The sequence below is a fragment of the Sphingomonas sp. Leaf21 genome (assembly GCF_916858675.1).
In the GTDB taxonomy this organism is placed as follows: Bacteria; Pseudomonadota; Alphaproteobacteria; order Sphingomonadales; family Sphingomonadaceae; genus Sphingomonas.
In genome coordinates, this window is record NZ_CAKASM010000001.1 from 274,329 (window position 1) to 300,839 (window position 26,511).

The window sequence follows — 26,511 nt, forward strand, 5'->3', positions numbered from 1 at the left end:
TTCAGCATTCAGAAGGCCGAAACCACGATCCAGCGCGGCCTGCGCCTCACCGTGCGGAGGGTCCAGCGTCGATGCGTGCCCTCGAGGAAGCGATCATGGATACCCTGCGCGTGCTGCTCGAAGTCGTAATAGTCGACCTGATGATGCGCGAGGACCAGCCGCCCCCCGGGCCTCAGCGCGGCACCGACCGCCGAGCCAAGCGCCCGCATCTGGCGAGGTGTCAGATAATAGAGCAATTCCGCGATGACGATCGCATCATAGGCGCGCCGGGGAAAAGTCGCTGGCAACAGCAGTTGCAGCGCGCGAGCGCGCGGCCAGCGAGCGATCGCCCGCGCGGTGAGACGAACCCCCTGCGGTGCGCCTTCGACCGCGTCCAGCCGAAGCGCGCGGGGCGCGATCGCGCGACTGTTCGAACCGTTGCCGCTGGCCAGCTCGAGCACGCGGCCCAGCGGTCCCGGCCCGAGCGCCTTGAGGATGGCGGCGCGCTTCACCGCTTCGTCGCGGCGGGTGAAGGTTCCCCAGGGATCGTCGTCGGCGCTGAACTTGCCGTCGAACGCGCTCAGATCGGCCGACCTCATCGCCGTCGCTCCACGAAACGCTCGACGGGATGCGCGAAAGCCCGGAGCTCATGCGGCGCGATCGTGAACCCTTTGGGATCGTCGGTGATCGCGCCGAGTTGGGTCCGGTGGCTGCGGATCAGCGACCGCTTCGCAGCCGCGCCGGACGGCATCACGATCGAGCGCATCGGGGCCGTGACCCGACCCTGCGGCGGCCAGACCCGGTAGGTCAGGTATCTCGGGCATGATCGAACCATGTCGAGGGCGTCCGCCACCGCACGGTGATCGGGATGGGCATCGCTGAGCGTCGGGCCGACGAGCAGGTCGATCCGGCGATTGCGGGCGATCGCCCTGCCGATCGTGTATCGGCATCGTTCCAACCCTGCGGACAATTCTCCATCGGGCAGGCCAAGGAACGTGACGTCGTCGCTTCGGACGCCGAGCCTGGCAAGTCCGTGCAAGCTTTCGCGTCGGCGAGCGGCGACCAGTCTGGCACGCGGCCATGAGAGGCTTGTCGGGTGGGATGCCGCACCGTCGCTCACGATGATGACCCGGACGGTGCTTCCCTGCCGACGCAGTGCCGCGATCAACGCCGCCGCACCGATGATTTCGTCGTCGGGATGCGGCGCGACGATCACCGCGAAGCGAACGCCTTTGAGCGTCAGTGTCATAGCTTCGGGGTCAGCCCACCCTGGGCGACCGCACGGCCGACCCGCAAGCGTTGCGCGTCGGGGGCTGGCTGTCGCAGATAGACGGTCAGATCGGCGATGGCTGCCGAGAGCGGATGCGTCAGAAATTCGCCAGCCAGACCGACAGATTTCCTGGCCACCGCGATGGCGCGTTCCGCGATGGCGGCGACCGCCAGGCGAGCGGATGCGACTCGCGCCAGCCGCGCCTCGCCCTCCTCCTCGAACCAGCGCTTCGCCGTGCGCCGCACGATCGCGGCGGCTGCATCGGCCGACTGGAACAGCTCGGCCAGGCGTGCTGCCTGGAAGGGATCGTCGGCCCGGCCCGCGTCGATCAGATGGTCGCGGGCCCGGTCGAAGATGCCCGCAACGCCCCCGGCATGGACGGCAACGAACCGCAAAGCCCCACCGCTGAAATGCGGCTCCTGCGCATAGCAATCGGGTGGTCCGATCCGATCCCCCTCCAGGATGGGCGATCCACCCCAGCGGACACGGTGCGTTTCGGAGCGCTGCATCCCGGTTACCCGCCACCAGTCTCGTTCGATCGACGGGATGGTCCGCGCAAGATCGAGCAGCAGCAATTGCGCGCCGTCCTGCGTATCGACGGTGACCAGCGCATGGGTCAGAACGCCCGCTCCAGAGGCATAGCTCTTTCCGCCGCTCAGCCGGTTCGCGCTCAACACCAGCGGTTCCCCCGGAAGCCCGGCGTTCCAGACGCCCAGCATCGCACCGTCCTTCAAAAGCCTGTGCAGACGATCCACCTGTTCGACCGAGCCATGCCGCCGGACGATCTGGACCGCATCGACATGGCCCTCGGCCAACCGGGCAACCGGAAGATCCTCTCGCCCGATGCCATAGAGCGTCGTCAGCAGGGCGATATAGCCGTCGAAGTCGTACGGATCTTCAGGGGGTGTCTCGACCCACCGTGCCGCCGCGATGGTGGCGCGGAGCCTGTCAGCGACGGCGATCATGCTGCGATCCCGCAGGTCCGGAGTTCCATCATGGCCAGCATCTCCTCTGCCTCGGCCAGCGTCATGCTGGCATCATAGGACGGAGAGCCGGGTACGATCCGCATGGCGAAGGCCTCCGCATTGGGGCAGTCGCGCGCCACGCCCAGGATATGGTCTGCGGTCAGGCCGAGGCGCTCGCCGAGCGCGAACCGTTCGTCGACCCCGTCTATCACGGCGAAACTACGCCGGGCAGCCGCCTGTGCGGACCATTGCCACGCGGCGGCGCGCGGATCAGCCGTGCGGGGTGGCACGCCCGCCTCCAGCGCGCGCAGATCGTCGGCGAGTCCCCCGGTGGCGCGGCCGTCGCGACGCGACGATGTCGTGACCCGCATCGCCGCGTCGCGCCGAACCCGAAAGCCGTCGCGTGCGGCATCGTCGAGCAACGTCGCATCCTCACCCGAAGCCAAAGGCTTGAAGCCGCCCATTTCGCGATAGGTCGACGCCCGGATCGCCATATTCGCGCCGCCGCTGAAATGATGGGTGTCGCGGGCCTCCCACGCGACGGGATCGAGCGCCCGGCGATAGCGGTGAAGCCGGTCATAATAATGTTCGATCCGGGACTGCAGCGCATCGCCGCGCGCGCCCTGTCGCAGAATCCGACCGGCAACCGCATCCGCCACGGCCGCCGCTCTGCGCCCCGCAACGATCCAGTCGGGCGCGGGGATGGTATCCGCATCGGTCGTGAACAGCAGTGCTTCGTTGCCGCCAAGCAGGTCGAGCGCCGTCGTCATGGCGGCATGGCGAGCGACGCCGGCATTTGGCGGCCCGCCCTGGTCGCGCGTGCCGACGATAAGCCGGTAGGGCAGATGCGGAGCACGCTGTTCGAGGAGGGCGGCACTGCGATCCGCGCAATTGTCCAGCAGGACGCAGACGGTCACCCTCCCCCAATCACCGGCCAACCCTGCCAACCCGGTCAGCAAATCTGGCAGTACCGCTTCCTCATTGCGGGCGGGGATGCAGATAAGGGCGGGCAAAGCGTCGGACAGTTTCGAACTCCTCGCCTTTCGACGACCCGCACGGCCCAACATGGACGATGGATCGCGACGGATGATGCCAACCTACGGCAAAGTCGAACGGAACGTCTTGCTGCACATCAATCGTTTCGCTGTCGGATTTCCTGTTGCCATCGGCCATGATCCGGCGGCCGAAAACCCCTGCGACGCGGCGGGCGTGACGGTTCGCGATGACGGGGTCGTGCCGCTCGCCACGTGCGGCGCGTCGCGATAGACGGCACGGGATCGCCGTTCGTCCGTCAATCGGTCGTCGTGGCGCCGATCCGCACGTTCCGGTAGCGCGGGTTGAGGAGGTGGAAGACCAGGAGCGCGAACAGATATGCGACGCCGCAGGCGATGAAGAAGGGCTGATAGCTGCCGACCCGATCGAGCAGCACGCCCAAGGCCTTCGAGGCGATGAAGCCGCCCGTCGCCCCGGCAAAGCCGCCCAATCCGATCAGCGTGCCTTGCGCGAAACGCGGAAACTGATCGCCGGGCAGCGCGAAGAGATTGGTCGAGAAGCCCTGATGCGCGGCGCAGGCGAGCCCGATCATCGCGACGGCGACCCAGATGCTGCTCGCCTGTGCGGCGAACATCACCGGCAGCGCGAACAGGGCGCACAAGAACATCGCCCGCTTGCGCGCTTGTCCCGCATCGCTGCCACGCTTGAGAAGTCGTGACGAATACCAGCCGCCGAGGATCGCCCCGACATCGGCCATGATGTAGATCGCGACGAGCGGCGGCCCGAAATTCTTGAGATCATAGCCATAACGGCTGTGGAAGAAGTCAGGCAGCCAGAAGAGGAAGGTCCACCAGACCGGATCGATCAGGAAGCGACCGATCATGTACGACCAGGCCTCGCGGTGCCGCATCACGGTCAGGAAGCCCGCACGTCCCGCCGTCTCGACCGGCTCCGCCTCAATCCAGGCCCGTTCCTCCGGCGTGATGCGGGGATGGGCATGGGGCGGGTGGTAAAGCCGCCACCATGCCGCCAGCCAGACGAGGTTGAACGACCCGGTGATCAGGAAGGCCCAGCGCCAGTCGAGCACCAGATCGGCGATGAGGAATCCGATCAACAGCGGCGTGATGACTGCGCCGACATTCGCACCCGCATTGAAGATGCCGATCGCAAAGGCTCGCTCCTTCTTGGGAAACCATTGCGACGCGGCGGCGAGGGCCGATGGGAAGGTGCCCGCCTCACCAAAGGCGAGCGGTATGCGCGCGATCGCGAAGCCGGTCGTGGAGGTCACGAGGGGCTGGGCGAAATGCCCGACCGTCCAGGCCCCCATCGCCAGCAGATAGCCCGCGCGGGGCCCGATGCGGTCGATCAGCCATCCGAACAGCAGGAATCCCAGACCATAGGCCACCTGAAAATAGCCGGTGACATCGCCGTAACCGCTGTTCGTCCAGCCATAGAGCGCGGTAAGCTGCGGCTTCAGCACGCCCAGCACCAGCCGATCGATGTAGCTGAGCACGACCGCCGCGAAGAGCAGTCCGCAAATGACCCAGCGGACCCGGCCGCGCGGCGGCGGCACGGCATGTGCCACCGTTTCGGGTGCGGTCGCAGCGGCGTCGGCGATCTCGCTCATTTCACCAGCTCCACAGAGTGCCGTCCTCTAGCCGGTTCACCGGCAGATAGGCGCGCTTATACGGATATTGCGACGCCAGTTCCTCATCCAGATCCACCCCCAGGCCAGGGGCGTCGCCGGGATGCATCATACCGTCTTCGAAACGATATTGGTGCGGGAAGACCGCGCCGGTCTCCTCCGTGTGGGGCATATGCTCCTGAATGCCGAAATTGGGTATCGACAGGCCGAAGTGGAGTGCCGCCGCCATGGTGACGGGCGACAGGTCGGTCGCGCCATGGCACCCCGTCCGAACCTGATACAGGTCGGCCAGCGCGGCGATCCGCCGCAAATGGGTCAGGCCGCCGGCATGGACGACAGTCGCGCGGATATAGTCGATCAACTGGTTTTCGATCAGGTGCTTGGCGTCCCAGATCGAGTTGAAGACCTCGCCCACCGCGATCGGGGTGGTGGTGTGTTCACGGATCAGGCGAAAGGCGTCCTGATTCTCCGCCGGGGTCGCATCCTCGATCCAGAAGGGGCGATAGGGCTCGAGGTCCTTGCCCAGCCTTGCCGCCTCGATCGGGGTCAGGCGGTGATGAACATCGTGCAGCAGATGCACGTCCCAGCCCAGCGCCTCGCGCGCGGCGCTGAAGAGTTCGGGGACGACGCGCAGATACTTCTCGGTCGACCACACGCTCTCGCTCGGCAGGTCCGCATCGGCGGGCTCGTAACGCTGCCCGGCCTTGGCGACACCATAGGTCGCGGCGAGGCCGGGGACTCCGCATTGAAGCCGGATCGCCCGGTATCCTTCGTCGCGGTGCCGGATCGCGGTGGCGATCGTATCCTCGATGGTCGTGCCGTTGGCATGGCAATAGACCAGACAGGCCTCGCGCGCCGCGCCGCCGAGCAGCTGATAGACCGGAAGCCCCGCAATCTTGCCCTTGATGTCCCACAGCGCCATGTCGACCGCCGCGATGGCGGTCATCGTCACCGGCCCGCGGCGCCAATAGGCCCCCTTGTAGAGGAACTGCCAGATATCCTCGATCCGATGCGCGTCGCGGCCGATCAGACAGGGAATGACATGGTCCTGCAGATAGCTTGCGACGGCAAGCTCGCGCCCGTTGAGCGTGGCATCGCCCAGCCCGGTCGTGCCATCGTCGCACTCGATCTTCAGCGTCACGAAATTGCGGCCCGGTGATGTGACGATAAGCCGGGCGGCGATGATCTTGGGCATTCTGGTTCCTTCAGGCGAGGCCGGGAGCGCCGGGCGCCACTGTGTCGATCATGATGTTGGGAGCTGGCATCGGTCGAAAGAGCGGCGCTCCGTAGGTGCGCGCGATCGAGCCCTCGCCCATCATCTGCCGCGTCACACGCCTCTCCTCTATCCAAAAGCCATCAGCCGACTTGCCAATTGGTCTGATAGCGATAACGTGCTGATCAGGCGTCGGCTTGTCAATTGGCGGCGTAACGGGAGAGAATAGCATGACGAGCGCGCGCATCTGGCGGACGGTAATTGCTATCCCATTGTTCCTGAGCGCAAATTCTGCCGCAGCGGAAGACGGTTACGCGCTATGGCTGCGTCACCCCGCAACATCGGTCGGACAAATAAATGTGAAGCGGTTAGGCGACTCCGAAACGATGCGGATCGCAGAAGCCGAACTCCGCCGCGATCTGGCGGCGCCTACGCAACCGATCGTTCTCGCTTTGGCGACGATGCCTGCCGTGAAAGCGATGCGGCTGCCATTCGAAGGGCTAGGTGACGAAGGCTATCTGGTCCGGACCGTCGCGATCGATGGGCAGCGCGTAACGCTGGTCGCGGGGAACAGCGACCGCGGCGTGCTGTACGGCACGTTCGCGTTGATCCGTCACCTCGCCACCGGGGGCTCCGGCGACGCAATCGACCTTCGCTCCGCCCCCAAGGTGCGGCTGCGCGTACTGAATCACTGGGACAATCTCGATGAGTCGGTCGAGCGTGGCTATGCCGGTCAGTCGATCTGGGACTGGTGGACGCTGCCGGACTTCCGCGATCCGCGATACACCGACTATGCGCGGGCGAATGCGTCGATCGGGATCAATGGCACGGTCCTCAACAACGTCAACGCCAAGGCCGAGAGCCTGACCGCGCCCTATATCGCCAAGGCGGCTGCGCTGGCTGACATATTTCGTCCCTGGGGCATCCGTGTCTATCTGTCGGTGAAATTCTCGGCGCCGATCGAATTGGGCGGGCTCAAGACGGCGGACCCGCGCGATCCGGCGGTCGCGGCGTGGTGGAAGGCGAAGGCCGACGAAATCTACCGCACGATCCCCGACTTCGGGGGATTTCTCGTCAAGGCGAACAGCGAGGGCCAGCCTGGCCCGCGCGATTATGGCGCGAGCCATGCGGACGGCGCCAACATGCTGGCCGCAGCGGTCCGTGATCATGGCGGCATCGTGATGTGGCGCGCCTTCGTCTATGCCGAAACCGATCCCGAGGATCGCGCAAAGCAGGCCTATACCGAATTCAAACCGCTCGACGGCAAGTTCGCCGACAATGTTCTGGTGCAGGTGAAGAACGGGGCGATCGACTTCCAGCCGCGCGAACCTTTCCATCCGCTATTCGGCGCGATGCCGCGCACGCCGTTGATGATCGAGTTCCAGATCACCAAGGAATATCTCGGCTTCGCGACCCATCTCGCCTATCTCGGCCCGCTGTTTACCGAGACGCTGGACGCGAAGACGGGACGAAAGCCGGGCGAAACCGTCGCCGACGTGGTCGATGGCCAGGCCGAACACCATAGCCTTTCCGGTATGGCCGGGGTCGCTAATATCGGCCGTGATCGCGACTGGAGCGGTTCGACCTTCAATCAGGCCAACTGGTATGCCTTTGGCCGATTGGCCTGGGATCCGGATCTGTCCGCCGAAGCGATTGCGCGCGCCTGGGCTAAGCAGACCTTCGGCAACGACCCCCAGGTGGTCGATACGGTGACCACGATGATGATGGGATCGCGCGAGGCGGTGGTCGACTATACGGGTGCGCTGGGGCTCGCGCATCTGGTGGCGACCAGTCACCATTACGGGCCGGGGCCTTGGGTCGCCGATCTGGCGCGCCCCGAATGGAACCCGGTCTATTACCACCGCGCCGATGCGACCGGGATCGGGTTCGACAGGACGGCTACCGGCAGCAATGCGGTCAGCCAATATGCCGGGCCCGCGGCCAAGGCCTTTGCCAAGGCGGACACGACGCCCGAGTCGCTGTTGCTCTGGTTCCACCACGTACCCTGGAACCGCCGCATGGCGAACGGCCGGACGCTGTGGGGAGATCTGGTCGCGCATTACGACCAGGGCGTGGCCTATGTTGCTGGCATGCAGCGGCAATGGGATGGTTTGAAGTCAAAGATCGACGAGGAGCGCTGGCAAAAGACGGCCACCTATCTCGCCATCCAGAACCGTGAGGCACGCTGTTGGCGCGACGCCAGCCTGGCCTATTGGATGGCGGTCAACCACCTGCCCCTCCCTGCCGGGGTTCGTCCGCCCGAGCATGACCTTCCGTGGTACAAGGCACAACAGTTCCCGCTGGCCCCCGGCCAGGCGCACTGACCGGCAGCTTTCCGACCTGGGGATCGACCGATGCAAAGGATTTGGTCGGGCCGATCTCGTCGCAGGCCATAGCGGCGCTAGCGTTGGCGGTGGCCAAATTGGGCGTTGCCGATTTGTCACGAGATACCGCTAAAGCAGAAATACGTTGCAGGCCGGAGCTACCCATGCTCCGGCCTAACCAATTTGCATTTGACTTCCAAACCAATAGGCCTGACGATAGCGCTATCAGCAATGCCGCGTGAGACGGTATGGAGGGGGAAGCGATATGGTTTCCATGGCGATAGCACCACCGGGTGAGCGGGATGCCGCGTGGGCGACATGCGCCCGACGAAGCGGCAACCGCGCCGGGACTGTCGGATACGCTCCCGCCATCAGCGTCTGAGCGCAGCGCCAATTTTCCCGATTTCATTCGAATAGCCCTGCATGCCGCGACGAACGGCAGCGGGACGACAGAGAGGATACTGAGATGACACCGAATCCGCACGTCCGCCTGCGCCGCATCACCCTGCTTTGCGCCAGCGCCCTCGGCGCGATGACCGCCTCGACGGCGCTCGCCCAGGCCGTGCCCCCGCCGCAGGAGCAGGTTCCCGCCGACGGACAGGATAACGGCCCCGCCGGCCGTCCCGCGCCGCAGACCGATCAGACCCCGGGCACGTCGAGCGAAGACATCGTCGTCACCGGCTATCGCTCGAGCCTCGCCAAATCGACCAACGCCAAGCGGGCGGCGACCGGCTTTACCGATTCGATCTTCGCCGAGGATATCGGCAAGTTCCCCGACACCAACATCGCCGAATCCTTCAACCGCATTCCCGGCGTGACCATCACGCGCGACGTGACCGGCGAAGGCACCAACGTCGCGATCCGGGGGCTCGGCTCCAACTTCACCAACGTCACGCTGAACGGCGCGCCGATCGCTGTCGCGTCGTCGGGCGCGACCGATGCGCAGGGGACCGACCGTTCGGTCGACCTCAGCTTCTTCCCGACCGACCTGTTTACCAAGCTGACGGTCAACAAGAGCTATACCGCCGACCTGCTCGAAGGCGGCGCGGCGGGCAATATCGACCTCCGGTCGGCACGCCCGTTCGATCGCCAGACCTCGTTCGTCGCCTATAATGTTCAGGGCACCAAGCAGACGCCCGAAGACCGGATCGGCGCGCGCGGCTCGCTGATCGGCAGCTGGCGCAACGACACGGTCGGCATTCTAGCGGGCGTCTCGGCGCAGCGCCTGTTCACCGACACGCGCGGGTTCGAGACGATCGGTTATACCAACCCCGCGCTGACCGCCGCGCAGTGCGGCGCGACGAGCGGGTGCAACAGCACCGGTGGCGGCAACTGGACGATCCCCTCGACCGTCCCTGTCGGCGCCGGGGCGGGCCTGGTTCCCGGCACGGTCATCGACCGCAACTTCCTGCTCGCCAACAATCCCGGTGCGAGCATCCAGCAGATCGACAACGGCCTGCTTCCGCGCCTCGGGCGCGTTGCCGATATCCGGGGCCCGCGTGATCGCATCAACGCGATCGTCAGCGCCGAATATCGCCCGACCGACGAGCTGCATTTCTACATCGACGGCCTGTACGGCTTCAAGAAGAACGACCTGATCCGCGAGGATATGGCCTGGATCGTCCGCAACGGCGCGTCGATCCCGACGAACCTGACCTTCGACAAGTCGGACTGCAGCGCGGGTTGCACGGTGACCGGCGGCACCTTCGCCAATGCGCAGTTCTTCGACGAATTCCGCCCCTATACCGAGACGACTCGGCTGTGGAGCGTCAATCCGGGCGGCGAATGGGCGATCAACGACAAGCTGAAGCTGAACTTCCAGGGCAACTACGCCCGGTCGACCTTCCACCGCGAAAGCCCGACCGTCGGCATGACCACGCCGCTGGGCGTCGGCAACACGGTCACCTATTCGAACACCGGCGGTGTGCCGACGATCACCAGCGCGCTCGACCTCAACGATCCGAAGAATTTCGGATGGTATGCGGGAAGCCGCGTCAACATTCAGGACGAACGTCGCCTCAACATCAACAAGGGGCTGCGCGGCGACCTGACCTGGGGCGATACCGCGCTCAACCTGAAGGTCGGTGGCGCCTTCGACAACACGTCGCGCCAGATCCGTGGCTTCGACAACAGCCAATATTGGCAGAACGCGGTCTGCGGCAACAATCCCAACGTCGCGGTCCCCTCCCCCAACTCGCAGCCGCCCTGCGAAGGTCTCAACGCGCCGGGCGCCGCCCCTGCGGGCTATCCGACCTATCCGGGCTATGGCACCGGCTTCAGCTCGGGCATGAGCGGCCCGGTCAGCTATGGCGGGTCGCTGATCCCCAACAGCGCGGCGCCGAGCTATCTGATGCCAGGCCCAGCCGGATTCGTGACGGTCAACTGGCCCGCGTTCCAGGCGGCGAGCAACTACAAGTACTTCCACGACAACGCGCCTGAGAATGGCGGTGCCAATACGGGTGCGAGCGCGGGCTTCATCCGCGAGATCGTCAAGTCCGCCTTCGCCACGATCAACGGGTCGCAGGAACTGGGCGGCAATACGCTGCGCTTCAACGTCGGCGTGCGCTACGTCAACACGATCCAGACCATCTCGGGCCGCGTCTCGCTGCCCGACCCCCGCAACACCACCGCGAGCGGCGGCACGCTGCCCGATGGCAGCCGCTATCCCAGCCTGATCAACATCTCCACGACGCGTAACGTCTATTCGGAGTGGCTGCCCGCCGCGACGGTCGCCTATGACATCGGCGAGCATGCGGTGGTCCGCGCCGCTGGATCGCGGACAATGACCCGCCCCGACCCCTCGGCGCAGCTGCCGGGCGTCAACTTCGGCGCGCCCTCGGCCGACCAGGCATCGATCGGCAACCCCGCGCTCGCGCCCTATCTGTCGACCAACCTCGACCTGGGCTTCGAATATTATACCGGCCGCGAGGGCGTGATCAGCTTCAACGCGTTCCGCAAGTCGCTGGAAGGGTTCACCACCACCGCGATCAATACCGTGCCCTTCTCCAACCTCGCCCAGTACGGCATCACCTACGACACGCTGAACCCGACCCAGCAGATCGCGATCAACTCGCGCGGTGGTCCCAGCCAGGCGCAGGTCCAGGTCACCTCGCAGGTCAACGTGCCCAACAAGCTGACCATCAACGGCCTGGAATTCCAGTGGGTCCAGCCGCTCGACTTCCTGACCAAGGCGATCGGCATCACGGGCTTCGGCTTCAACGCCAATGCCACCATCGTCGACCAGCGCAGCGATGGTCCCGCCATCGCGTTCGGCGTGGCGCCCTTCACGTACAACATCACCGGCTATTACGAGAAGAACGGCGTGATGCTGCGCGTCGCCACCACCTCGCGCCAGGGTTCGCAGAACAGCGGCGCGGCGCAGAACGGCATTCCGGCAGCGGCGCTGTTCGGCACCGACTACACCACCTACGACTTCTCGTCGGCCTTCGATCTCGACAAGATCCTCGGCATTCCCGGGGCGCCGCAGCTGACGATCAACGTCGCCAACTTCACCAATGCGACGCTGCGCTCCTACTTCCAGTTCGAGAATGCGACCTTCACCCAGTACAAGCCGGGTCGCCAGTTCCTGATCGGCTTGCGCGGGACCTTCTGATCCCTCTACCCCGCGAAATGAAAAGGCCCCGGTTCGCGCCGGGGCCTTTTTTGTGCCGCCGCGATTGGAGGCGAAAGGGTTTAGCGGCCCGTCAGGCCCGGCCCCACATCCGCCTGCGGCAGGTAGCGCGGTGCGCGTCGCGCGCGTGCCTTCTGCTCATAGGCATAGCCCGTGCCGAGAACGAGCGCGTCGGCGCCCTTGCTGGCGATGAAGGACAGGCCGACAGGCATTCCACGAACCAGCCCCATCGGCACGGTCAAATGCGGATATCCCGCCACGGCGGGCAGTTCGGATGCGGAGGGGCCGCCATATTGATCGCCATGGACGGGATCGCTCAGCCAGGCGGCGTCATAGGTCGGCTCGACCAGGATTTGTGCCCGCGCGGCTTTCAGCATCGCGTCGATTCCCTCCGCCCCGGCCAGTCGAACCGACAAACTCCGCGCCGCACGGTAGGCCGGGTCGGACAGGCCACGCGTCTCCGCAGCCTGCTCGAACAGCTCCTGAGCGAAGAACGGCATCTCCTCCGCGACATGGGCGCGATTGAAGGCGATGATCTGGTCCAGACTGCGCGTCTTCACGGCGGGCGGGGTCGTGGCGAGATAGGTGTCCAGATCGGCCTTGAGCTCGGTCATCAGCACCGTCTGCTCCGCATCGCCCAGCCCCTTCAGATCGGGGACGCCGACATCGACCAGCACCGCACCCGCCGCACGCAGGGCCGCCAGTGCCTGATCGTAACGTTCGGAAAGGGCAGCCGACATCGTCTTGGGTCGGATCACGCCGACGCGCATACCCGCCGGCGCGTCGCTGCGCAGGCCCGCCGCATAGTCCTGCGCCACCGCATTCGACGTGGCGGGATCGGCGGGGTCGGGACCGACCATCGCCGATAGCATCAGCGCCACGTCGCGGACGCTGCGTCCCATCGGACCGGGCGTATCCTGGCTGTGGCTGATCGGGACCACGTGGGTACGACTGACGAGCCCGATAGAGGGCTTGAAACCGACAAGTCCGTTCACCGACGACGGACAGACGACCGAACCATCGGTCTCCGTACCGACCGCGATCGCCGCGAAGCTGGCGGCGATCGCGGCGCCCGATCCCGACGACGAGCCGCAGGCGGTGCGGTCGAGCGCATAGGGATTGCGGACAAGTCCGCCGACCGCGCTCCAGCCACTCATCGCGTGGGTCGAGCGGATGTTCGCCCATTCGGAGAGGTTCGTCTTTCCCAGGATCACCGCGCCCGCCTTGCGAAGCAACGCGACGACGGGGGCATCGCGGCGGGTGACATTGTCCGCCAGTGCCAGGCTTCCGGCCGTCGTGGCGATCGGATCGGCCGTTTCGATATTGTCCTTGATGAGGATCGGGATGCCGTGGAGCGGTCCGCGCAGGCGCCCCTTCCGCCGTTCGGCATCCAGCGCCCGCGCCTGTTCCAGCGCGTCGGGGTTGATCGCGATGACGCTCCGCAGGGTTGGGCCCTTGCGGTCCATGGAGTCGATCCGGGCGAGATAGGCCTTGGTGATCTCGACGCTATCAGCCTGGCCGTTCGCCATCAGCGCCTGCAACTGCGCGACCGACATTTCCTCGACCTTGGCCTGCCGCGCCGACGCGGGCCCCGCGCAGGCGAGCGCCGCCACGGCCAATCCCATCACCACGTCACGCATCGCATCCCCCCAACGATCCCGGCACGCCAAGCTATCGCGACCCGGCGGGTACGCAAGCTATTGATTGTCGGCGAAAGCCGGATCGCGGGCGAGAGACTGCTGGTGCCCTGCGCGCATCCCCCGATTTTCCACGTCACGCACCCGTTGACGATCATCCATGCGTTTTTGATCGCCCATGCAGGCAAATCGCTTGCCGGACATGAGCGAGCCGCTGTATGTGACACCCGCATGACACGTCCTCCACCGGACCGGTCGCGGGATCGGCGGATCGAGGATCCGACCAACCTTTGGATCGTACACCCAGCCGCACGCGCGCTGCTGCCGTGGTTCGTCGCCCGCGGGATATCCGCCAACATGGTTTCGGTGGGCGGGCTGATGCTCGGCGCGATGGCCGCCTTCAGCTATGCGCATTGGCAGGATCCTCGCTTCGTCATACTCGGGCTATTGCTCTCGATCGGCTGGTTGATCGCCGATGGTCTCGACGGGATGATCGCCAGGGCGACCGGCACCGCCAGTCCTCTTGGCCGGGCTCTGGATGGCCTGTGCGATCACGGTGTGTTCGCGCTGATCTATGTCGTGCTGGCATGGTCGATCGGAACGGCGGGCGGCTGGGCGCTCGCGTTCGCGGCGGGTGCGGCCCATGCCGTCCAGTCCAATTTCTACGAGAGCGAGCGCGCGCGCTTCCATCGCCGGTGCAGGGGCATCGCCGCCCCGACGTCGTTGTCGATCAGTCGCAATCCGCTCGTTCGCCTCTACGATGGCGTCGCCGGGACGCTGGAACGCTTTGCCGTGCGCTTCGACCGCTCGCTCGACCGTCACCCCGATCCCGAGGCGCTGGCCGAGACTTACGGCGCAGCCGCCACGCCGCCGATGCGGCTGATGAGCCTGCTCAGCGCCAATGTCCGCGTCTACACGATCTTCCTCGCCTGCCTGGCTGGTGACCCCCGCTGGCTCTGGTGGGTCGAACTCGTTCCGCTGACCCTCATCCTGCTCACCGGGCTGTGGTGGCACCGCAAGGTCGAGAGTCGGCTGGTCCGCAGCGACGTTCCCGTTTTCCAACATTCTATGATCCACTCGAAGGACGTAAATACCCAATGACGAGCATCAACATCGCCGTGGTCGGCATCGGCAATTGCGCCAGCTCCCTGGTTCAGGGCCTGTCGCATTATCGGGACGGGGCGAACGAGACGATCGGCCTGATGCATTGGGATCTGGGCGGCTACCGGCCCAGCGATATCAAGGTCGTCGCCGCCTGGGACGTCGACAAGCGCAAGGTCGGCAAGGATGTCGCCGAGGCGATCTTCGCCAAGCCGAACTGCACCGCGATCTTCTGCGAGACGATCGAGACGACCGGCGCCGTCGTCCGCATGGGCAAGATCCTCGACGGCGTGGCCGAGCATATGGCCGAGTATAACGACGACCGCACCTTCCTGCTCGCCGACGCGCCCGAGCCGACGAAGGAAGAGGTCATCGCCGCGCTGCGCGAGTCGAAGACCGACGTGCTGATGAACTACCTGCCCGTGGGCAGCCAGCAGGCGAGCGAGTTCTACGCCGAATGCGCGCTGGAGGCCGGTGTCGCCTTCGTCAACAACATCCCCGTCTTCATCGCCAGCAACCCCGAATGGGCATCGCGTTTCGAGGCGGCGGGCGTGCCGATCATCGGCGACGATATCAAGGCGCAGCTGGGTGCGACGATCGTCCACCGCGTGCTGACCGACCTGTTCGCCAAGCGCGGCGTCAAGCTCGAGCGGACCTATCAGCTCAATACCGGCGGCAATACCGACTTCCTGAACATGTCGAACCACCGCCGCCTCGCCTCCAAGAAGATCTCCAAGACCGAGGCGGTGCAGTCGGTCGCGGCCGAGCGTCTGGACGACGAGAATGTCCATATCGGTCCGTCGGACTATGTGCCGTGGCAGAACGACAACAAGGTCTGCTTCCTGCGTATGGAGGGTTCGATGTTCGGTGGCGTGCCGATGAACCTGGAACTGCGCCTGTCGGTCGAGGACAGCCCGAACAGCGCCGGTGTGGCGATCGACATGATCCGTTGTGCCAAGCTGGCCAAGGATCGTGGCCTTGCCGGTCCGATCGACGCGGCATCGGCCTATTTCTGCAAGCATCCCCGCACGCAGATGACCGACGACCTCGCCGCCCAGGCGGTCAAAGACTTCATCACCCTGCAATAAGGTGATCGACACCGCGATCCTGCTGGCGGCGGGCGAAGGCAGTCGCCTGCGCTCCGCCGCCCCGTACAAGCCGCTATGCCGTGTCGGCGATCGAGCGCTGATCGATCATGCCCTTCACGGCTTCGCGGCGGCGGGATTGCGGCGCGTCGTGGTGGTGCTGGGCTATGGCGGCGATGCCATCGAGGCGCATCTGGCGGCGTCGGATCAGCCGGTCGCCGTCACCACCGTGCGCGTCGCCGATCATCGCGAGCCCAATGGCGTGTCGGTCCTGGCGGCCGCATCGCAGGTCGACGGTGGCGATGCGCTGCTCGCCATGTGCGATCATCTCGTCGATCCAGAGCTTTACCGTCGTGTCGCCGAGGCCGGGTCCGGTGGCGGCGCCCGGCTGGCGATCGATCGGCGTATCGGGAGCGACTGGGTCGATCTCGATGACGTGACCTGTGTCCGTACCGAGGGCGAACATATCGTCGCCATCGGCAAGGGCCTGGACGCCTATAACTGTTTCGACACGGGCGTGTTCGCGATCGGCCGTCCGCTGTTCGACGCGCTGGCGAGCCTCCATGCGCCCTCGCTGACCGAAGGTATGCGGGTGCTGGCGGCGCGGGATCTCGCCCGGACGCTGGACTGCAGCGATGTCGACTGGATCGACGTCGATGATCCACCCGCGCTGGCCAAGGCCGAGGCCTGGATCCGAGGCGAAACCGGCGCGACCAGCGGTTCAGCCTTGCGGGAAGTCTGCCGCTAGGCTTGTCGCGCGATGGCCCTCGATCTCCGACAGGCGCTTGCGCAGCGTATCGGTAACCGCATCATAGCCCCAGCGCCCGAGCACCAGGTGGCGCGGCGGCTCGGGCTGCTCGGTCAGCGCGATCATCGCATGTGCGGCACGGACGGGATCCCCCGCCTGCGACCCGCTGACCGCGCGCGTGCTGGCGAGACGCTTGCCTGCCGTCTCGTCGTAGTCCGCGATACGGCTCGGCGTCTGCTGCAGCGAGCGACCCGCCCAATCGGTGCGGAATGGTCCCGGCTCGACGCACGTGACATGGATGCCCAACGGTCCGACCTCGGCGGCAAGCGAGTCCGACCAGCCCTCGACGGCATGTTTCGAGGCGGCGTAATAGCCTGAACCGGGATAGCCTGCCAGGCCAGCCACCGAGGTGATGTTGATCACGTGGCCACGCCGTGCCGCACGCATCAGCGGCAACACCGCCCGCGTCATCGCGAACAGGCCGAACACGTTGACGTCGAACTGTGCGCGGATCGCTTCGTCCGCCCCCTCCTCGATCGTGCTTTGATAGCCATAGCCCGCATTGTTGACGAGCACGTCGATACCGCCGAACCGCGCCTTGGCGGCAGCGACGGCAGCAGTGATCTGGGCATCATCGGTAACGTCGAGCGCCATGGTGACGGCGTTGTCACCATGCGGCGCTACGATGTCGGCGATGCTGTCGCGGTCCCGCGCGGTCACCACCGCACGGCCACCATGTTCGAGGACCATCCTGGCAAGCTCGCGACCAAAGCCGGTCGAGCATCCGGTAATCAACCAGACGGCGGGGGTGGACATGGGCAAGCCTTTCTCTGTTCGGACTGGCAAGCGCTTCGCGTCGCGATTGTTCCGATGGTCCTGCGACGAATGGAGGGCCGCATACGATCAGCGCCCCCGTCTCGACTGTTGCCGGGAGCCTGGGCCGCTACAACGCGCCAAAAGGGAAGTTCCGGTGCCATTTCGACCTCCGCTTCGCGCGACCACCGCGATCGCCGCTGCGAGCCTGCTCGCCGCGTGCGTGCCGTCCGTCAGCCAGCCGGTTCCTACTCCCCCGCCGCCAGCCACGGTGCCGATCTCGGTCGAGACGACCGTCCCGGCCGCACAGCCGACGCGGCCGCTTCCAACCCGGCCGCAGCCGTCGGCCGATCTGCTGAACGTGATCCAGGCGCTGGGGTCCGGCTTCGATGGCGCCGTGGGGATCAGCGTCCGGGATATCGACGAAGGATGGGTCATCGCCTGGGAGGGCGATCGACCACGACCGCAGCAAAGCGTGAGCAAGCTCTGGGTCGCGATTGCGGTCATGGACGCGGTCGATCGCGGGCAATTGTCGCTGAGCGATCCGATCACGGTGAAGCCATCCGACCTCACCGTCTTTCATCAGCCGATCCGTTCGCTGGTCGGCAAGACCGGCTATCGAACCACGATCGGCGAGCTGCTGCGCGGTGCGATGACGCGGAGCGACAATACCTGCAACGACGTTCTGCTCTGGCGCGTCGGCGGGCCCGCCGCAATAAACCGGATGCTCGCCAGAAAGGGGATCACCGGCGTCAAGTTCGGCCCGGGCGAGCGCCAGTTGCAGGCGCGCACCGCCGGCCTCGAATGGCGGCCGGAATGGGCTGGCGGTTGGGGCTTCCTACAGGCGCGGGCGGCGATGACCTATGCGGCGCGCGACAAGGCGCTTCGCCACTATCTGGCATCGCCCATGGACGGTGCGTCGGCGAACGGCGTCACGCTCGGGCTGGCTCTGCTGGCGGAGGGCAAGCTGCTCACCCCGCGTTCGACGGCATCGCTGCTGACCCTGATGCGGTCGAGCAAGACCGGGCCATTGCGGCTGAAATCGGGCCTGCGGCCCGGCTGGACGCTGGCGCACAAGACGGGGACCGGTCAGGAACTGGGCAGCCTGGCGACCGGCTATAACGATGTCGGGCTTCTCGTGGCGCCGGACGGGCATCGTTATGCGGTCGCGGTCATGATCGCCAGCACGCGTCAGCCCATCCCGGCGAGAATGCGCCTGATGGGCAATGTCACCCGCGCCGTCGTGGCGTCGGCCACTCGCTGACCCTAAGACGGCCGCGACACACGCTCAGCAATGTTTTGACACTTTTCCGGCAGGCGATGCGTTGTCTCTTCCCCGACTGAACGAGGCCCCATCAAAGATGCCCCTGCCCCAAGACCGACACGCCATCCTGGACGCCAAACGCACGCTAAAAATGGCCCGATCGGCCCATGCCTATGTCCGGGGCAACACCGTCAAATTCTACGAATGGCTGGCCGAATCCACCGCCAGCAGGCGTGTGCCGAACGGGCCCGCGATCTGGATCTGCGGCGATTGCCACCTGGGCAATCTCGGACCCGTCGGCAATGGCGAAGGGTCGGTCGAGATCCAGATCCGCGACCTCGATCAGGCCGTGATCGGCAACCCGGCGCATGATCTGATCCGACTGGGCCTGTCGCTCGCGACGGCGGCGCGGGGATCGGACCTTCCCGGCGTCGTCACGATGCGGATGATGGAGCAGATGATCGACGGCTATGCCGCCGCCATGCGCGATCCCGACGATGACAATCCGGGCGCCGACTCCGAATTCGTCCGGAGCGTCGAACGCGAAGCGCTGGGCCGTCGCTGGCGCCACCTCGCCAAGGAACGCCTCGAAGCGGTCGAACCGCGAATTCCGCTGGGCAAGAAGTTCTGGGAACTGGGCGCCGATGAGCGAGACGCACTGACCGCTCTGTTCACCGACGAAGCGGTTGCCGCGATGGTCCTGTCGCTGAAAGGCAAGCCGCGCGATCGCGAAGTACGGCTCGTCGACGCCGCCTATTGGATGAAGGGGTGCAGCAGCCTTGGCCTGCTCCGTTACGCGGCGATCGTCGCGCTGAAGACCGGCAAGGGCAACTGGTCCTATGCCCTTATCGACCTGAAGGAAGCGATCGACCCCATCGCACCTGCGGCGCGAGGAGCCGCCATGCCGCGTGACAATGCCGAACGCGTTGTCGCGGCCGCGCAGGCGCTGTCCCCCTATCTTGGCGGCCGCATGATGCCCGTCCGGATGCTCGGGCGATCGCTGTTCATCCGGGAGCTGACCCCACACGACCTGAAACTCGAAGTCGATCAGTTCAGCCATGGCGAGGCCGTCCGCGCCGCACGCCATCTGGCATTCGTGGTCGGCAAGGCGCACGCACGGCAAATGGACGGCCGCACCCGCACGGCGTGGACGGAGCAGCTCGACGCGGACCGCCGCGGTACGCTCGACACCCCGTCCTGGCTGTGGGAGAGCGTCGTGTCGCTCGCGGGACGTCATGAGGCGGGCTATCTCGACCACTGCCGCCGCTACGCGCTCGCCGCGTGACCGCCGTCGGACCCCGCCGCTTCAGCGCCCCGGAAGCGGCGGGAGGCTGACCGCAGTCCTGGCGATCTCCGCGCGCAAGCTCGCCAATTGGCGGAGATTGTCCTCGCGACCGTTCGTCTCGATCAAGGGGTTATGGTCGCCGGGTCGTTCGCCCTGGCCGTCGAGCACCGCGAACCAGCTCGCTTCGCGGAACAGCTCGTCGCTCGACAGGACGATGCGACCGGACGCTCTGAAGTGCGCGATACGCTCCGCCAGGGTGTCGGGGATCGGCATCGCCTGTCGCTCGCGCCACATCGGTTCGTCCCGTCCGCCGGTCGCGTGATAGTGCAGGATCAGGAAATCGCGCACGTCGTGCATTTCCTGTCCAAAGACGCGGTTGAACTGTCGCGCCAGCAAGGGCGAACAGTCACGCGCGGGGAAGAGCGACAGCAGCTTGGCGATGCCGCTTTGGATCAGGTGGATGCTCGTCGACTCGAGCGGCTCGAGAAACCCGCTCGACAGACCGATGGCGACGACATTGGCGCGCCACGCCTCGCGCCGCATGCCAGGCGTGAACCGGATCAGGCGGGGCTCGGCAAGGGGCGGCCCTTCCATCCCCGCGAGCAGCGACGCCCGCGCCGCCGCCTCATCCTGGAAGCGGCTGGCGAAGACATAGCCGTTGCCCACCCGGTGCTGGAGGGGAATGCGCCACCGCCAGCCAGCCTCGGCCGCCGTCGCGCGGGTGAAGGGGGTCAGAGAAGTCTCCGCCGCGCTCGGCGCCGCCCATGCCCGGTCGCAGGGCAACCAGTGCGACCAGTCGTCATAACCGATCCCCAGCGTCTCGCCGATCAACAGCGCGCGGAGGCCCGAGCAGTCGATGAAGAGGTCGCCCTCGACGACTTGTCCATCGGCCAGCCTCAGCGCGGTGACGAAACCCGACCCCGCATCCTGATCGACCGAGGCCACCATCCCCTCGATCCGGGCAACACCCGCGCGCTCGGCCAATCCACGCAGATACCGTGCATACAGCCCAGCGTCGAAATGATAGGCATAGCCCAACGTCGAGACGAGCGAGCGGCGATCGGGCACGGGTCGGGCAAACCGCCCCGCGCGGGCCGCCTGCGCGGTCAGCGAATAGGCTTCGGACGGGCTCGCATCACCATCGGCGCGCCCCCGGATCAGCCTGTGAAGGAACATGGCCCCATCGCCCGGCGGACCATAGGTCCCGAAGGGGTGGAAATAGCGGCTGTCGGGTCCGTTCCAGCCGACGAACTCGATGCCGAGCTTCGCGGTCGCCTTGGTCGCGGCCATGAACTCGCGCTCGTCCAGACCGATGATCTGGTTGAACCAGTGGATGGTGGGGATGGTCGCCTCGCCCACGCCGATCGTGCCGATCGCATCGGATTCGACCAGCGTGATCGCGACGCCCTGCGCCTGGAGCGCGCGGGACAGGGCGGCGGCGGTCATCCATCCCGCCGTCCCCCCGCCCAGGATCACGATGCGGCGAATACGCGTGTCCGTCATGGGCGACAGCCTATCCGATCGCCCGCCGATGGGCGAGCCTCATCGGGCCGAACACGCGACCGCTCGCCCCGATGGGCGACGGAGCGCGAGATAGACCGTACTCCAGAGCTGGGCCGCGTTGGATTCGTCGACATCCGCACCCGCGGCGCCGAAGGGCACGATGTCGTAGCGACCATCGGCATAGCGCCACGACCATAGCTCGGAACTCTGGACGCTGCGCGTCGCCTCGATCCCGTCCCACAGACAGGATTGGGCCCGCATGAGCGATGCACGAACGTCGGCGGGCAGGTCGCCGCGCTCGAGCTGTCGCGCCAGCCCTGCCGCGGCCAACGCCTGCTGCCAGCTCCAGACGACGGTGCCGTGATAGGCGTTGGTCGAGAATTTGGCCTGGATCGCGGCATCGGCGAATGCCGGATTGGCGACCAGCATTCCCACGCCCGTGCGAAGTCCTGCCGGAAACGCATCGATGAAACCGCGTGCCATCACGTCGAGCATGTCGGGTGCGGGCCTGCCGAACAGCAAGGCAAAGCCCGGATCGCTGCTCTGGACCGGGATCGGCCGTGCCTGCGCATCGAGCGCGATCGCGGGGAACCGGAGCGGCGCATCGCCGATCGCGTCAAGCGCCGGGCCAGCGGGCACGCCGATCGCCTTCGCATAACGGCTTACCGCCTGCTTCGCCGACGCGGCGGGTAGCGTCACGTCGAACAGCGGCGGAGCCTTGGCGCGCCAGACATCGGCCACCCGCCGCGCCGCCGCGAAGCCCTCGGCATCATCCTTCGTCAGATAGGGACGGAGCAGTCCGCTTGCCTGCAAGGCCGCGGCCGAATCGAGCGCCGCGGGGACCAGGACCGCATTGACGTCATAGGGAATGCGCCCTCCCGCCAGCCCGTCATTGCTGTCACGCCACTCGCCCGCATCCATTCCAGGCTTCAACGCGATCAGTCGCGCCGGATCGGGTTCGCGCGCGAAGGGCTCCGCCTGACGCAGGACGAACCGAAGGTTCCGCACCAATCGCCCGCCCATCGTCGAGCCATCGATCCGCTGCGCCAGGAAGGCCGCCGCACGCGCCTTGCCGCGAGGATCATCGAGCAACCAGGCCCGCGCGACCGGAGCCAGCATATAGTCGCTGTCGACCATATTGTAGTTATAGACCGGCGCATCCGACGAACCGCCATCGGCCTTGCGGTGATCGATGATGGCGAACTCGCCGATATCCTCCTCGTGCGCGACCTCGCCCTGCGGCGACAGCCGCGCCAATACGGACGCAAGCCCCGTTTCGACGGCAGCGGGTTGCAGCGCCGGCATCAGCAACCGGACAGACATCAGCGTGTCGCGACCGAAATAGGTATCGAACCGCCACGAACCCGCCAGGAACTTCTCGGCATAGCTGAGGAAGGTCAACGCGTTGCGTGCGCCCTGATCGGGCTGGGCGCGGTCGTTGAGCAACTGCGCGCCGCCGCGCGGGGTCAGCGGTGTCTCACCCGTCAGGGCGGTGACGGAAAAGCGGATCCTGCCGTCCGCCCCAGCCAGGATAGCGCCATCGGCATTGCGCCCGCCCGTCACCGTCATCGCCAGGTCGTAGCCCGCCGCACCGTCGAGCCGGTCTCGCGACCAGCGGACCGCGTTGGCCGTTACGCGGGGGCTGGTCAGCACCTCGGCGGGTGCCTTGCCCAGCGCCTGATAGTCGCGGATGACGCGGATGCTCGAAAGGACGGCCTGGCGCGGCACCAGACGTGCGGCATCGATCGTCGCGGTGAAGCGGACGCCGTGAAGCGCCCGCCCCTTCGCGTCGTTGACCGTGATCGGCTGCGGCGGACCCTCGAGCGTCCAGGCGGCGTCCCTGTCGAGCGGCTCGAACCAGAGCGCCGTTCCGCTGTTTCCCGCCGGGAAGGCGACGAGGAGACGGGGTTGCCTGCCAGACCGCAGCACGACATGCGCCGCGACCGGCCCGGCGCGCGTGAAGCTGTTGATGTTCAGCCCCTCGCGCAGGCGATACTGCTCGACCTGCGCGGAACCTGCCGTCGCGCTGGCAACGACCAGCACGGCGGCGAGACCGAGCGTCAGACGCAACCCCGCCTTCACCCTCACAGCTTGAGCGTCGCGCTGATCAGCGCGTTGCGGCCGACGATCGCCCGACCGTAGAAATAGCCGTCGACGATTTTCTGGGTTTGCCCCTGACGCGGATTGCCCTCGGTGAAGCCCTTTACATTGGTCAGGTTGTCGACGCTGACCGACAGGTTGAGGCGCGGGGTCGCGTCGATGCTCGCCCCGACCGAAAAGACGCTATATTCGGGAAGCGCGATACCGTTGCCGCTGTCGGCGAAGATCTTGCCGATATATTTCCACCGACCATAGAGTTCACCCAGCCCGCCCGGCAGGATGAACGATGGCGTGACGGTCAGCAGCTTCTTGGGCGTCCGTTCCGGCGTGTTGCCCTCATATTGCGGCTGGGCGACGCCGTTGAAGCGCAGATTGCTGAGCTTGGGGTCCTGATAGACGCCCTGGACGTTCACGCTGAAGAAATAGACCGGGCGCACCGTCGCGTCGACCTGAACGCCGTTGGTGAAGTTATCCGCCAGCGCATTGCTCGCCTGCGAGGGATTGTCCGGGTTGATGAACTGATAGGATTGGTCGCGGAATTCGGTCCGGAAGCCGATGACCGATGCGTTGAAGCCGGTCGCCTTGAACCGCACGCCACCTTCGTACAGCGTCAGCTCCGATGGCGCATGGGTGCCGCCGGTGTCGCCGCCATTGGTCTGGAAGCCATGCGCGCCGCGGACATAGAGCGCGACATGGTCGGTCAGCTCATAGTTGATGCCCGCCGTATAGGCCCAGTCGCTGTAATTGGCGGACTGGCGCGTATAGGTGCCGTCGAACGTGCTGCCGACATTGTCATAGAGGCCCGGCGTCCCCGCCGGAACCGCCGCATTGACCGCCGCCGTCTTGCCGATATCGACGCGGACATGCTGGTGCTCGTAGCGTGCGCCGAAGTCGATATGCAGCTTTTCGCCGATCGTCAGTTCGTCGTTGAAATAGGCCGAGAGCGAGGTGACCTCGTCGTTGAAAATCCCCTGCCCCCAGTTGCCGTAATTGACGAGGCCATTGTTGGTCAGCGACCCGAGCACGCCGCCCGACGCATTGAGCGCCACCATATCGTAGACGTTGGAGTCGTTGCGTACATCGTTGAGCACGGTCGCGACCGCCGACTGGTTGTTCCGGCGGCGGACATTATAGACCATGCCGCCGACGGTCAGCGAGTTGTCGATATTGCTGCCCCCGGCATCCCATTTGACGCCGAAGTCGCTGCCGAAATCCTTGGTCGCCAGCGTCTGGTGGTTGAGCACCGTCTGCTGGAGAAGGCCGTTGCCGTTCAGACCATTGAGCGTGGCGGTGTCGGACGCGGCGATCACCTGGCCGGTGCGGATATTGCGCAGGCCGTATTGCGCGACACCGGGGAAGCGGATCCCGGCCACCTGGAAATAGGTGAGCGACGAACCCTGGATCGGGGTGAGCCCCGCGAGGGGTGAAGACCCCGGCGTCAGATAGTTGAGCGCGGAGGTCAGACCGGCCGTACCGGAGCCGCTGCCCGGAAAGATGCCGTTGAAGTCATAGGACCCGTCCAGATAGCGGGCACGGCCGAACAGACGGAGATTCGGGCTGACCGGCACCTCGACATCGATGCGATAGGTCGTGCCCTTCACGTGAACGCCATCGGCCGAGCTGAACCGGCGAAGGCTATCCCCGGTCTGTGGCGAGTCCGGCACCAGAAACTGGGTGAAGCCGCGCCCGCCGACATCGTCGCGCTTCAGGTCGAGGCTCGGAAGGCTGCTGATCGTGCCGTCGGCCGCCACGCGGAACGGCATGTCGGCATAATAGGGAAAGCGTTTATCGCTGTTCTTGATGGTGAAGCGAACCAGGCCGCCGTTGGAGAATTTCTTCTCCAGCATCGCCTTCACGTCATAGCCGTTGAAGGTGAAGGGGGTCCGGCGAACACCCTTTTGCGACGTGACATAGCCGCCGACGTTGAACGCCCAGCCATCGGCGATGGGCGCCGAGAAATAGCCATCGGCGCGCAGGTCGCCATAGCTGGTGCCGGTATAGCGCACCATCGCGGTGGCCTTGTCATGGTCGGGCTTGAGCGAGATGAAATTGATCGTCGCGCCCGCGCCATTGGGTGCCAGCACGCCCGACGTGCCGCCCTCGACCGCTTCCATGCGGTTGATGGTGATGTCGTTCTGGAAGTAAAAGTCGGCGCCACCGCCGCCGTAGAGGATCGGCATGCCATCCTCTTCCAGCGTGATGAAGGTCTGGCCACCGCCGCGCAGGCCGCGCACCGAATAGTTGTTGGAAATCGGACCCGCCGTTCCCTCGACGAATACGCCGGGAACGAGTTCGAGCGCATCGGCGGTGGAGCGCGGCGCCTTGCGCTGCAGGTCGGCGGCGCTCGCCAGCGTCACATTGGACGAGGAGTTGAACAGCGTCCGGCGATCCGACGTATTGCCGGTGACGATGATCTCGCTCTGAGCGCCCGCGTCGGTCTGCGCGGTTTCGGCCGAGGGTGGCGCGGACGACTGCGTCGCGCCGGGGGCCGATCCGGTGTCCTGCGGGAGGACATAGCTGACGTTGCGGTTGCCGGCGGGCCCGGCCGATCCGATCACCGCGGTTCGTCCGTCGAACGACACCAGCCGCAAATGGCTGGGGGCGATCAGGCGGCGAAGGCCTTCCTCGACGCTCAACTGGCCGCGCACGGCGGACACCGTCTGACCGCGCGTCACATCGCTGGGCGCCAGGATCTGGATACCGGCCTGCTGCGCGAAGCGAACGAGACCGGTGGTGGCGGCCTGGCGCGGCACGTTGAAGTTGCGGACGGTGGACTGGGCGGCAGCGGCTGGCGACGCGATCGCGGTGGCGATCGCCACCATCGACACGAACGGCACGCTGAGAATCTGGCTGTTGCGCAAAGGAACCCCTCCCTCGATTATTTTCATGCGCTTCAAACGGCGCTGATCGAAGGATGCGTGGCCGCCGCGTTTCCGTCACCCGCCCGAATATTTT

Annotated in this window: 19 protein-coding genes; 8 read left to right on the forward strand and 11 right to left on the reverse strand. The window is 66.1% G+C overall.

Annotated features, from left to right (window positions below; all coding sequences use genetic code 11):
• Positions 1 to 8 precede the first annotated feature (8 nt).
• Genes LRP66_RS01305 through LRP66_RS01320 form a run of 4 tightly spaced genes read right to left on the reverse strand, consistent with a single transcriptional unit; the run spans position 9 to position 3,281 of the window.
• Positions 9 to 578, reverse strand: a complete 570-nt coding sequence (locus LRP66_RS01305) for a class I SAM-dependent methyltransferase (protein WP_230480689.1) — start codon at positions 576 to 578, stop codon at positions 9 to 11.
• A complete protein-coding gene (locus LRP66_RS01310) occupies positions 575 to 1,228 on the reverse strand; it encodes a PIG-L deacetylase family protein (protein WP_230480690.1) in 654 nt (217 codons plus the stop codon). Before LRP66_RS01310 ends, LRP66_RS01305 begins: the two co-directional genes overlap by 4 nt.
• Positions 1,225 to 2,214 carry an acyl-CoA dehydrogenase gene (locus LRP66_RS01315; protein ID WP_230480691.1) on the reverse strand — a complete coding sequence of 330 codons (990 nt, stop codon included), beginning with the start codon at positions 2,212 to 2,214 and terminating at the stop codon, positions 1,225 to 1,227. The genes LRP66_RS01310 and LRP66_RS01315 overlap by 4 nt, the downstream gene beginning before the upstream one ends.
• Positions 2,211 to 3,281, reverse strand: coding sequence for a glycosyltransferase (locus LRP66_RS01320; RefSeq protein WP_230480692.1), 1,071 nt, complete (start codon positions 3,279 to 3,281; stop codon positions 2,211 to 2,213). Before LRP66_RS01320 ends, LRP66_RS01315 begins: the two co-directional genes overlap by 4 nt.
• Before the next feature lie 19 nt (positions 3,282 to 3,300).
• Here LRP66_RS01320 and LRP66_RS01325 point away from each other — a divergent pair, with 19 nt between their 5' ends.
• Entirely contained in the window at positions 3,301 to 3,480 is a 180-nt protein-coding gene (locus tag LRP66_RS01325) for a hypothetical protein (RefSeq protein ID WP_230480693.1), read from the forward strand.
• A gap of 25 nt (positions 3,481 to 3,505) precedes the next feature.
• On the opposite strand, the gene LRP66_RS01330 is transcribed toward LRP66_RS01325, so the two are convergent.
• Both LRP66_RS01330 and manD read right to left on the reverse strand, forming a co-directional pair.
• The gene (locus LRP66_RS01330; protein ID WP_230480694.1) at positions 3,506 to 4,834 is read right to left on the reverse strand and encodes an MFS transporter; all 1,329 of its coding nucleotides are present in this window, start codon (positions 4,832 to 4,834) and stop codon (positions 3,506 to 3,508) included.
• Position 4,835: 1 nt separating this feature from the next.
• Positions 4,836 to 6,047: a D-mannonate dehydratase ManD gene (manD, locus tag LRP66_RS01335; protein ID WP_230480695.1), complete on the reverse strand. Its 1,212-nt coding sequence runs from the start codon at positions 6,045 to 6,047 to the stop codon at positions 4,836 to 4,838.
• A 248-nt stretch (positions 6,048 to 6,295) separates the two neighbouring features.
• Here manD and LRP66_RS01340 point away from each other — a divergent pair, with 248 nt between their 5' ends.
• Both LRP66_RS01340 and LRP66_RS01345 read left to right on the forward strand, forming a co-directional pair.
• Positions 6,296 to 8,389, forward strand: a complete 2,094-nt coding sequence (locus LRP66_RS01340) for an alpha-glucuronidase family glycosyl hydrolase (protein ID WP_230480696.1) — start codon at positions 6,296 to 6,298, stop codon at positions 8,387 to 8,389.
• Between the two features lie 466 nt (positions 8,390 to 8,855).
• Complete coding sequence (locus LRP66_RS01345; protein WP_230480697.1) at positions 8,856 to 12,002, forward strand: TonB-dependent receptor; 3,147 nt, start codon at positions 8,856 to 8,858, stop codon at positions 12,000 to 12,002.
• Between the two features lie 80 nt (positions 12,003 to 12,082).
• Here the strand turns inward: LRP66_RS01345 and LRP66_RS01350 are convergent, their stop codons facing one another.
• Positions 12,083 to 13,660 (reverse strand): amidase, encoded by a 1,578-nt coding sequence (locus LRP66_RS01350; protein ID WP_230480698.1) that lies wholly within the window; start codon positions 13,658 to 13,660, stop codon positions 12,083 to 12,085.
• 228 nt (positions 13,661 to 13,888) lie between these two features.
• Between LRP66_RS01350 and LRP66_RS01355 the strand changes: the two genes are divergently transcribed.
• Genes LRP66_RS01355 through LRP66_RS01365 form a run of 3 tightly spaced genes read left to right on the forward strand, consistent with a single transcriptional unit; the run spans position 13,889 to position 16,591 of the window.
• The gene (locus LRP66_RS01355; RefSeq protein WP_230480699.1) at positions 13,889 to 14,758 is read left to right on the forward strand and encodes a CDP-alcohol phosphatidyltransferase family protein; all 870 of its coding nucleotides are present in this window, start codon (positions 13,889 to 13,891) and stop codon (positions 14,756 to 14,758) included.
• Positions 14,755 to 15,846, forward strand: coding sequence for an inositol-3-phosphate synthase (locus LRP66_RS01360; protein ID WP_230480700.1), 1,092 nt, complete (start codon positions 14,755 to 14,757; stop codon positions 15,844 to 15,846). The genes LRP66_RS01355 and LRP66_RS01360 overlap by 4 nt, the downstream gene beginning before the upstream one ends.
• Before the next feature lies 1 nt (position 15,847).
• Complete coding sequence (locus LRP66_RS01365) at positions 15,848 to 16,591, forward strand: phosphocholine cytidylyltransferase family protein (RefSeq protein ID WP_230480701.1); 744 nt, start codon at positions 15,848 to 15,850, stop codon at positions 16,589 to 16,591.
• On the opposite strand, the gene LRP66_RS01370 is transcribed toward LRP66_RS01365, so the two are convergent.
• The gene (locus LRP66_RS01370; RefSeq protein WP_230480702.1) at positions 16,565 to 17,407 is read right to left on the reverse strand and encodes an oxidoreductase; all 843 of its coding nucleotides are present in this window, start codon (positions 17,405 to 17,407) and stop codon (positions 16,565 to 16,567) included. The two genes, LRP66_RS01365 and LRP66_RS01370, sit on opposite strands and share 27 nt — an antisense overlap.
• Positions 17,408 to 17,561: 154 nt before the next feature.
• Here LRP66_RS01370 and LRP66_RS01375 point away from each other — a divergent pair, with 154 nt between their 5' ends.
• Both LRP66_RS01375 and LRP66_RS01380 read left to right on the forward strand, forming a co-directional pair.
• A complete protein-coding gene (locus tag LRP66_RS01375; protein WP_230480703.1) occupies positions 17,562 to 18,668 on the forward strand; it encodes a serine hydrolase in 1,107 nt (368 codons plus the stop codon).
• A gap of 151 nt (positions 18,669 to 18,819) precedes the next feature.
• Positions 18,820 to 19,953: a DUF2252 family protein gene (locus LRP66_RS01380; RefSeq protein WP_230480704.1), complete on the forward strand. Its 1,134-nt coding sequence runs from the start codon at positions 18,820 to 18,822 to the stop codon at positions 19,951 to 19,953.
• A gap of 21 nt (positions 19,954 to 19,974) precedes the next feature.
• Here LRP66_RS01380 and LRP66_RS01385 read toward each other — a convergent pair whose 3' ends face one another.
• From LRP66_RS01385 to LRP66_RS01395, 3 genes are read right to left on the reverse strand one after another with little or no spacing between them, the layout of a single operon-like run.
• The gene (locus LRP66_RS01385; RefSeq protein WP_230480705.1) at positions 19,975 to 21,456 is read right to left on the reverse strand and encodes a tryptophan halogenase family protein; all 1,482 of its coding nucleotides are present in this window, start codon (positions 21,454 to 21,456) and stop codon (positions 19,975 to 19,977) included.
• Positions 21,457 to 21,495: 39 nt separating this feature from the next.
• A complete protein-coding gene (locus tag LRP66_RS01390) occupies positions 21,496 to 23,544 on the reverse strand; it encodes a hypothetical protein (protein WP_443026648.1) in 2,049 nt (682 codons plus the stop codon).
• The gene (locus tag LRP66_RS01395) at positions 23,541 to 26,417 is read right to left on the reverse strand and encodes a TonB-dependent receptor domain-containing protein (RefSeq protein ID WP_230480707.1); all 2,877 of its coding nucleotides are present in this window, start codon (positions 26,415 to 26,417) and stop codon (positions 23,541 to 23,543) included. The genes LRP66_RS01390 and LRP66_RS01395 overlap by 4 nt, the downstream gene beginning before the upstream one ends.
• Positions 26,418 to 26,511 lie beyond the last annotated feature (94 nt).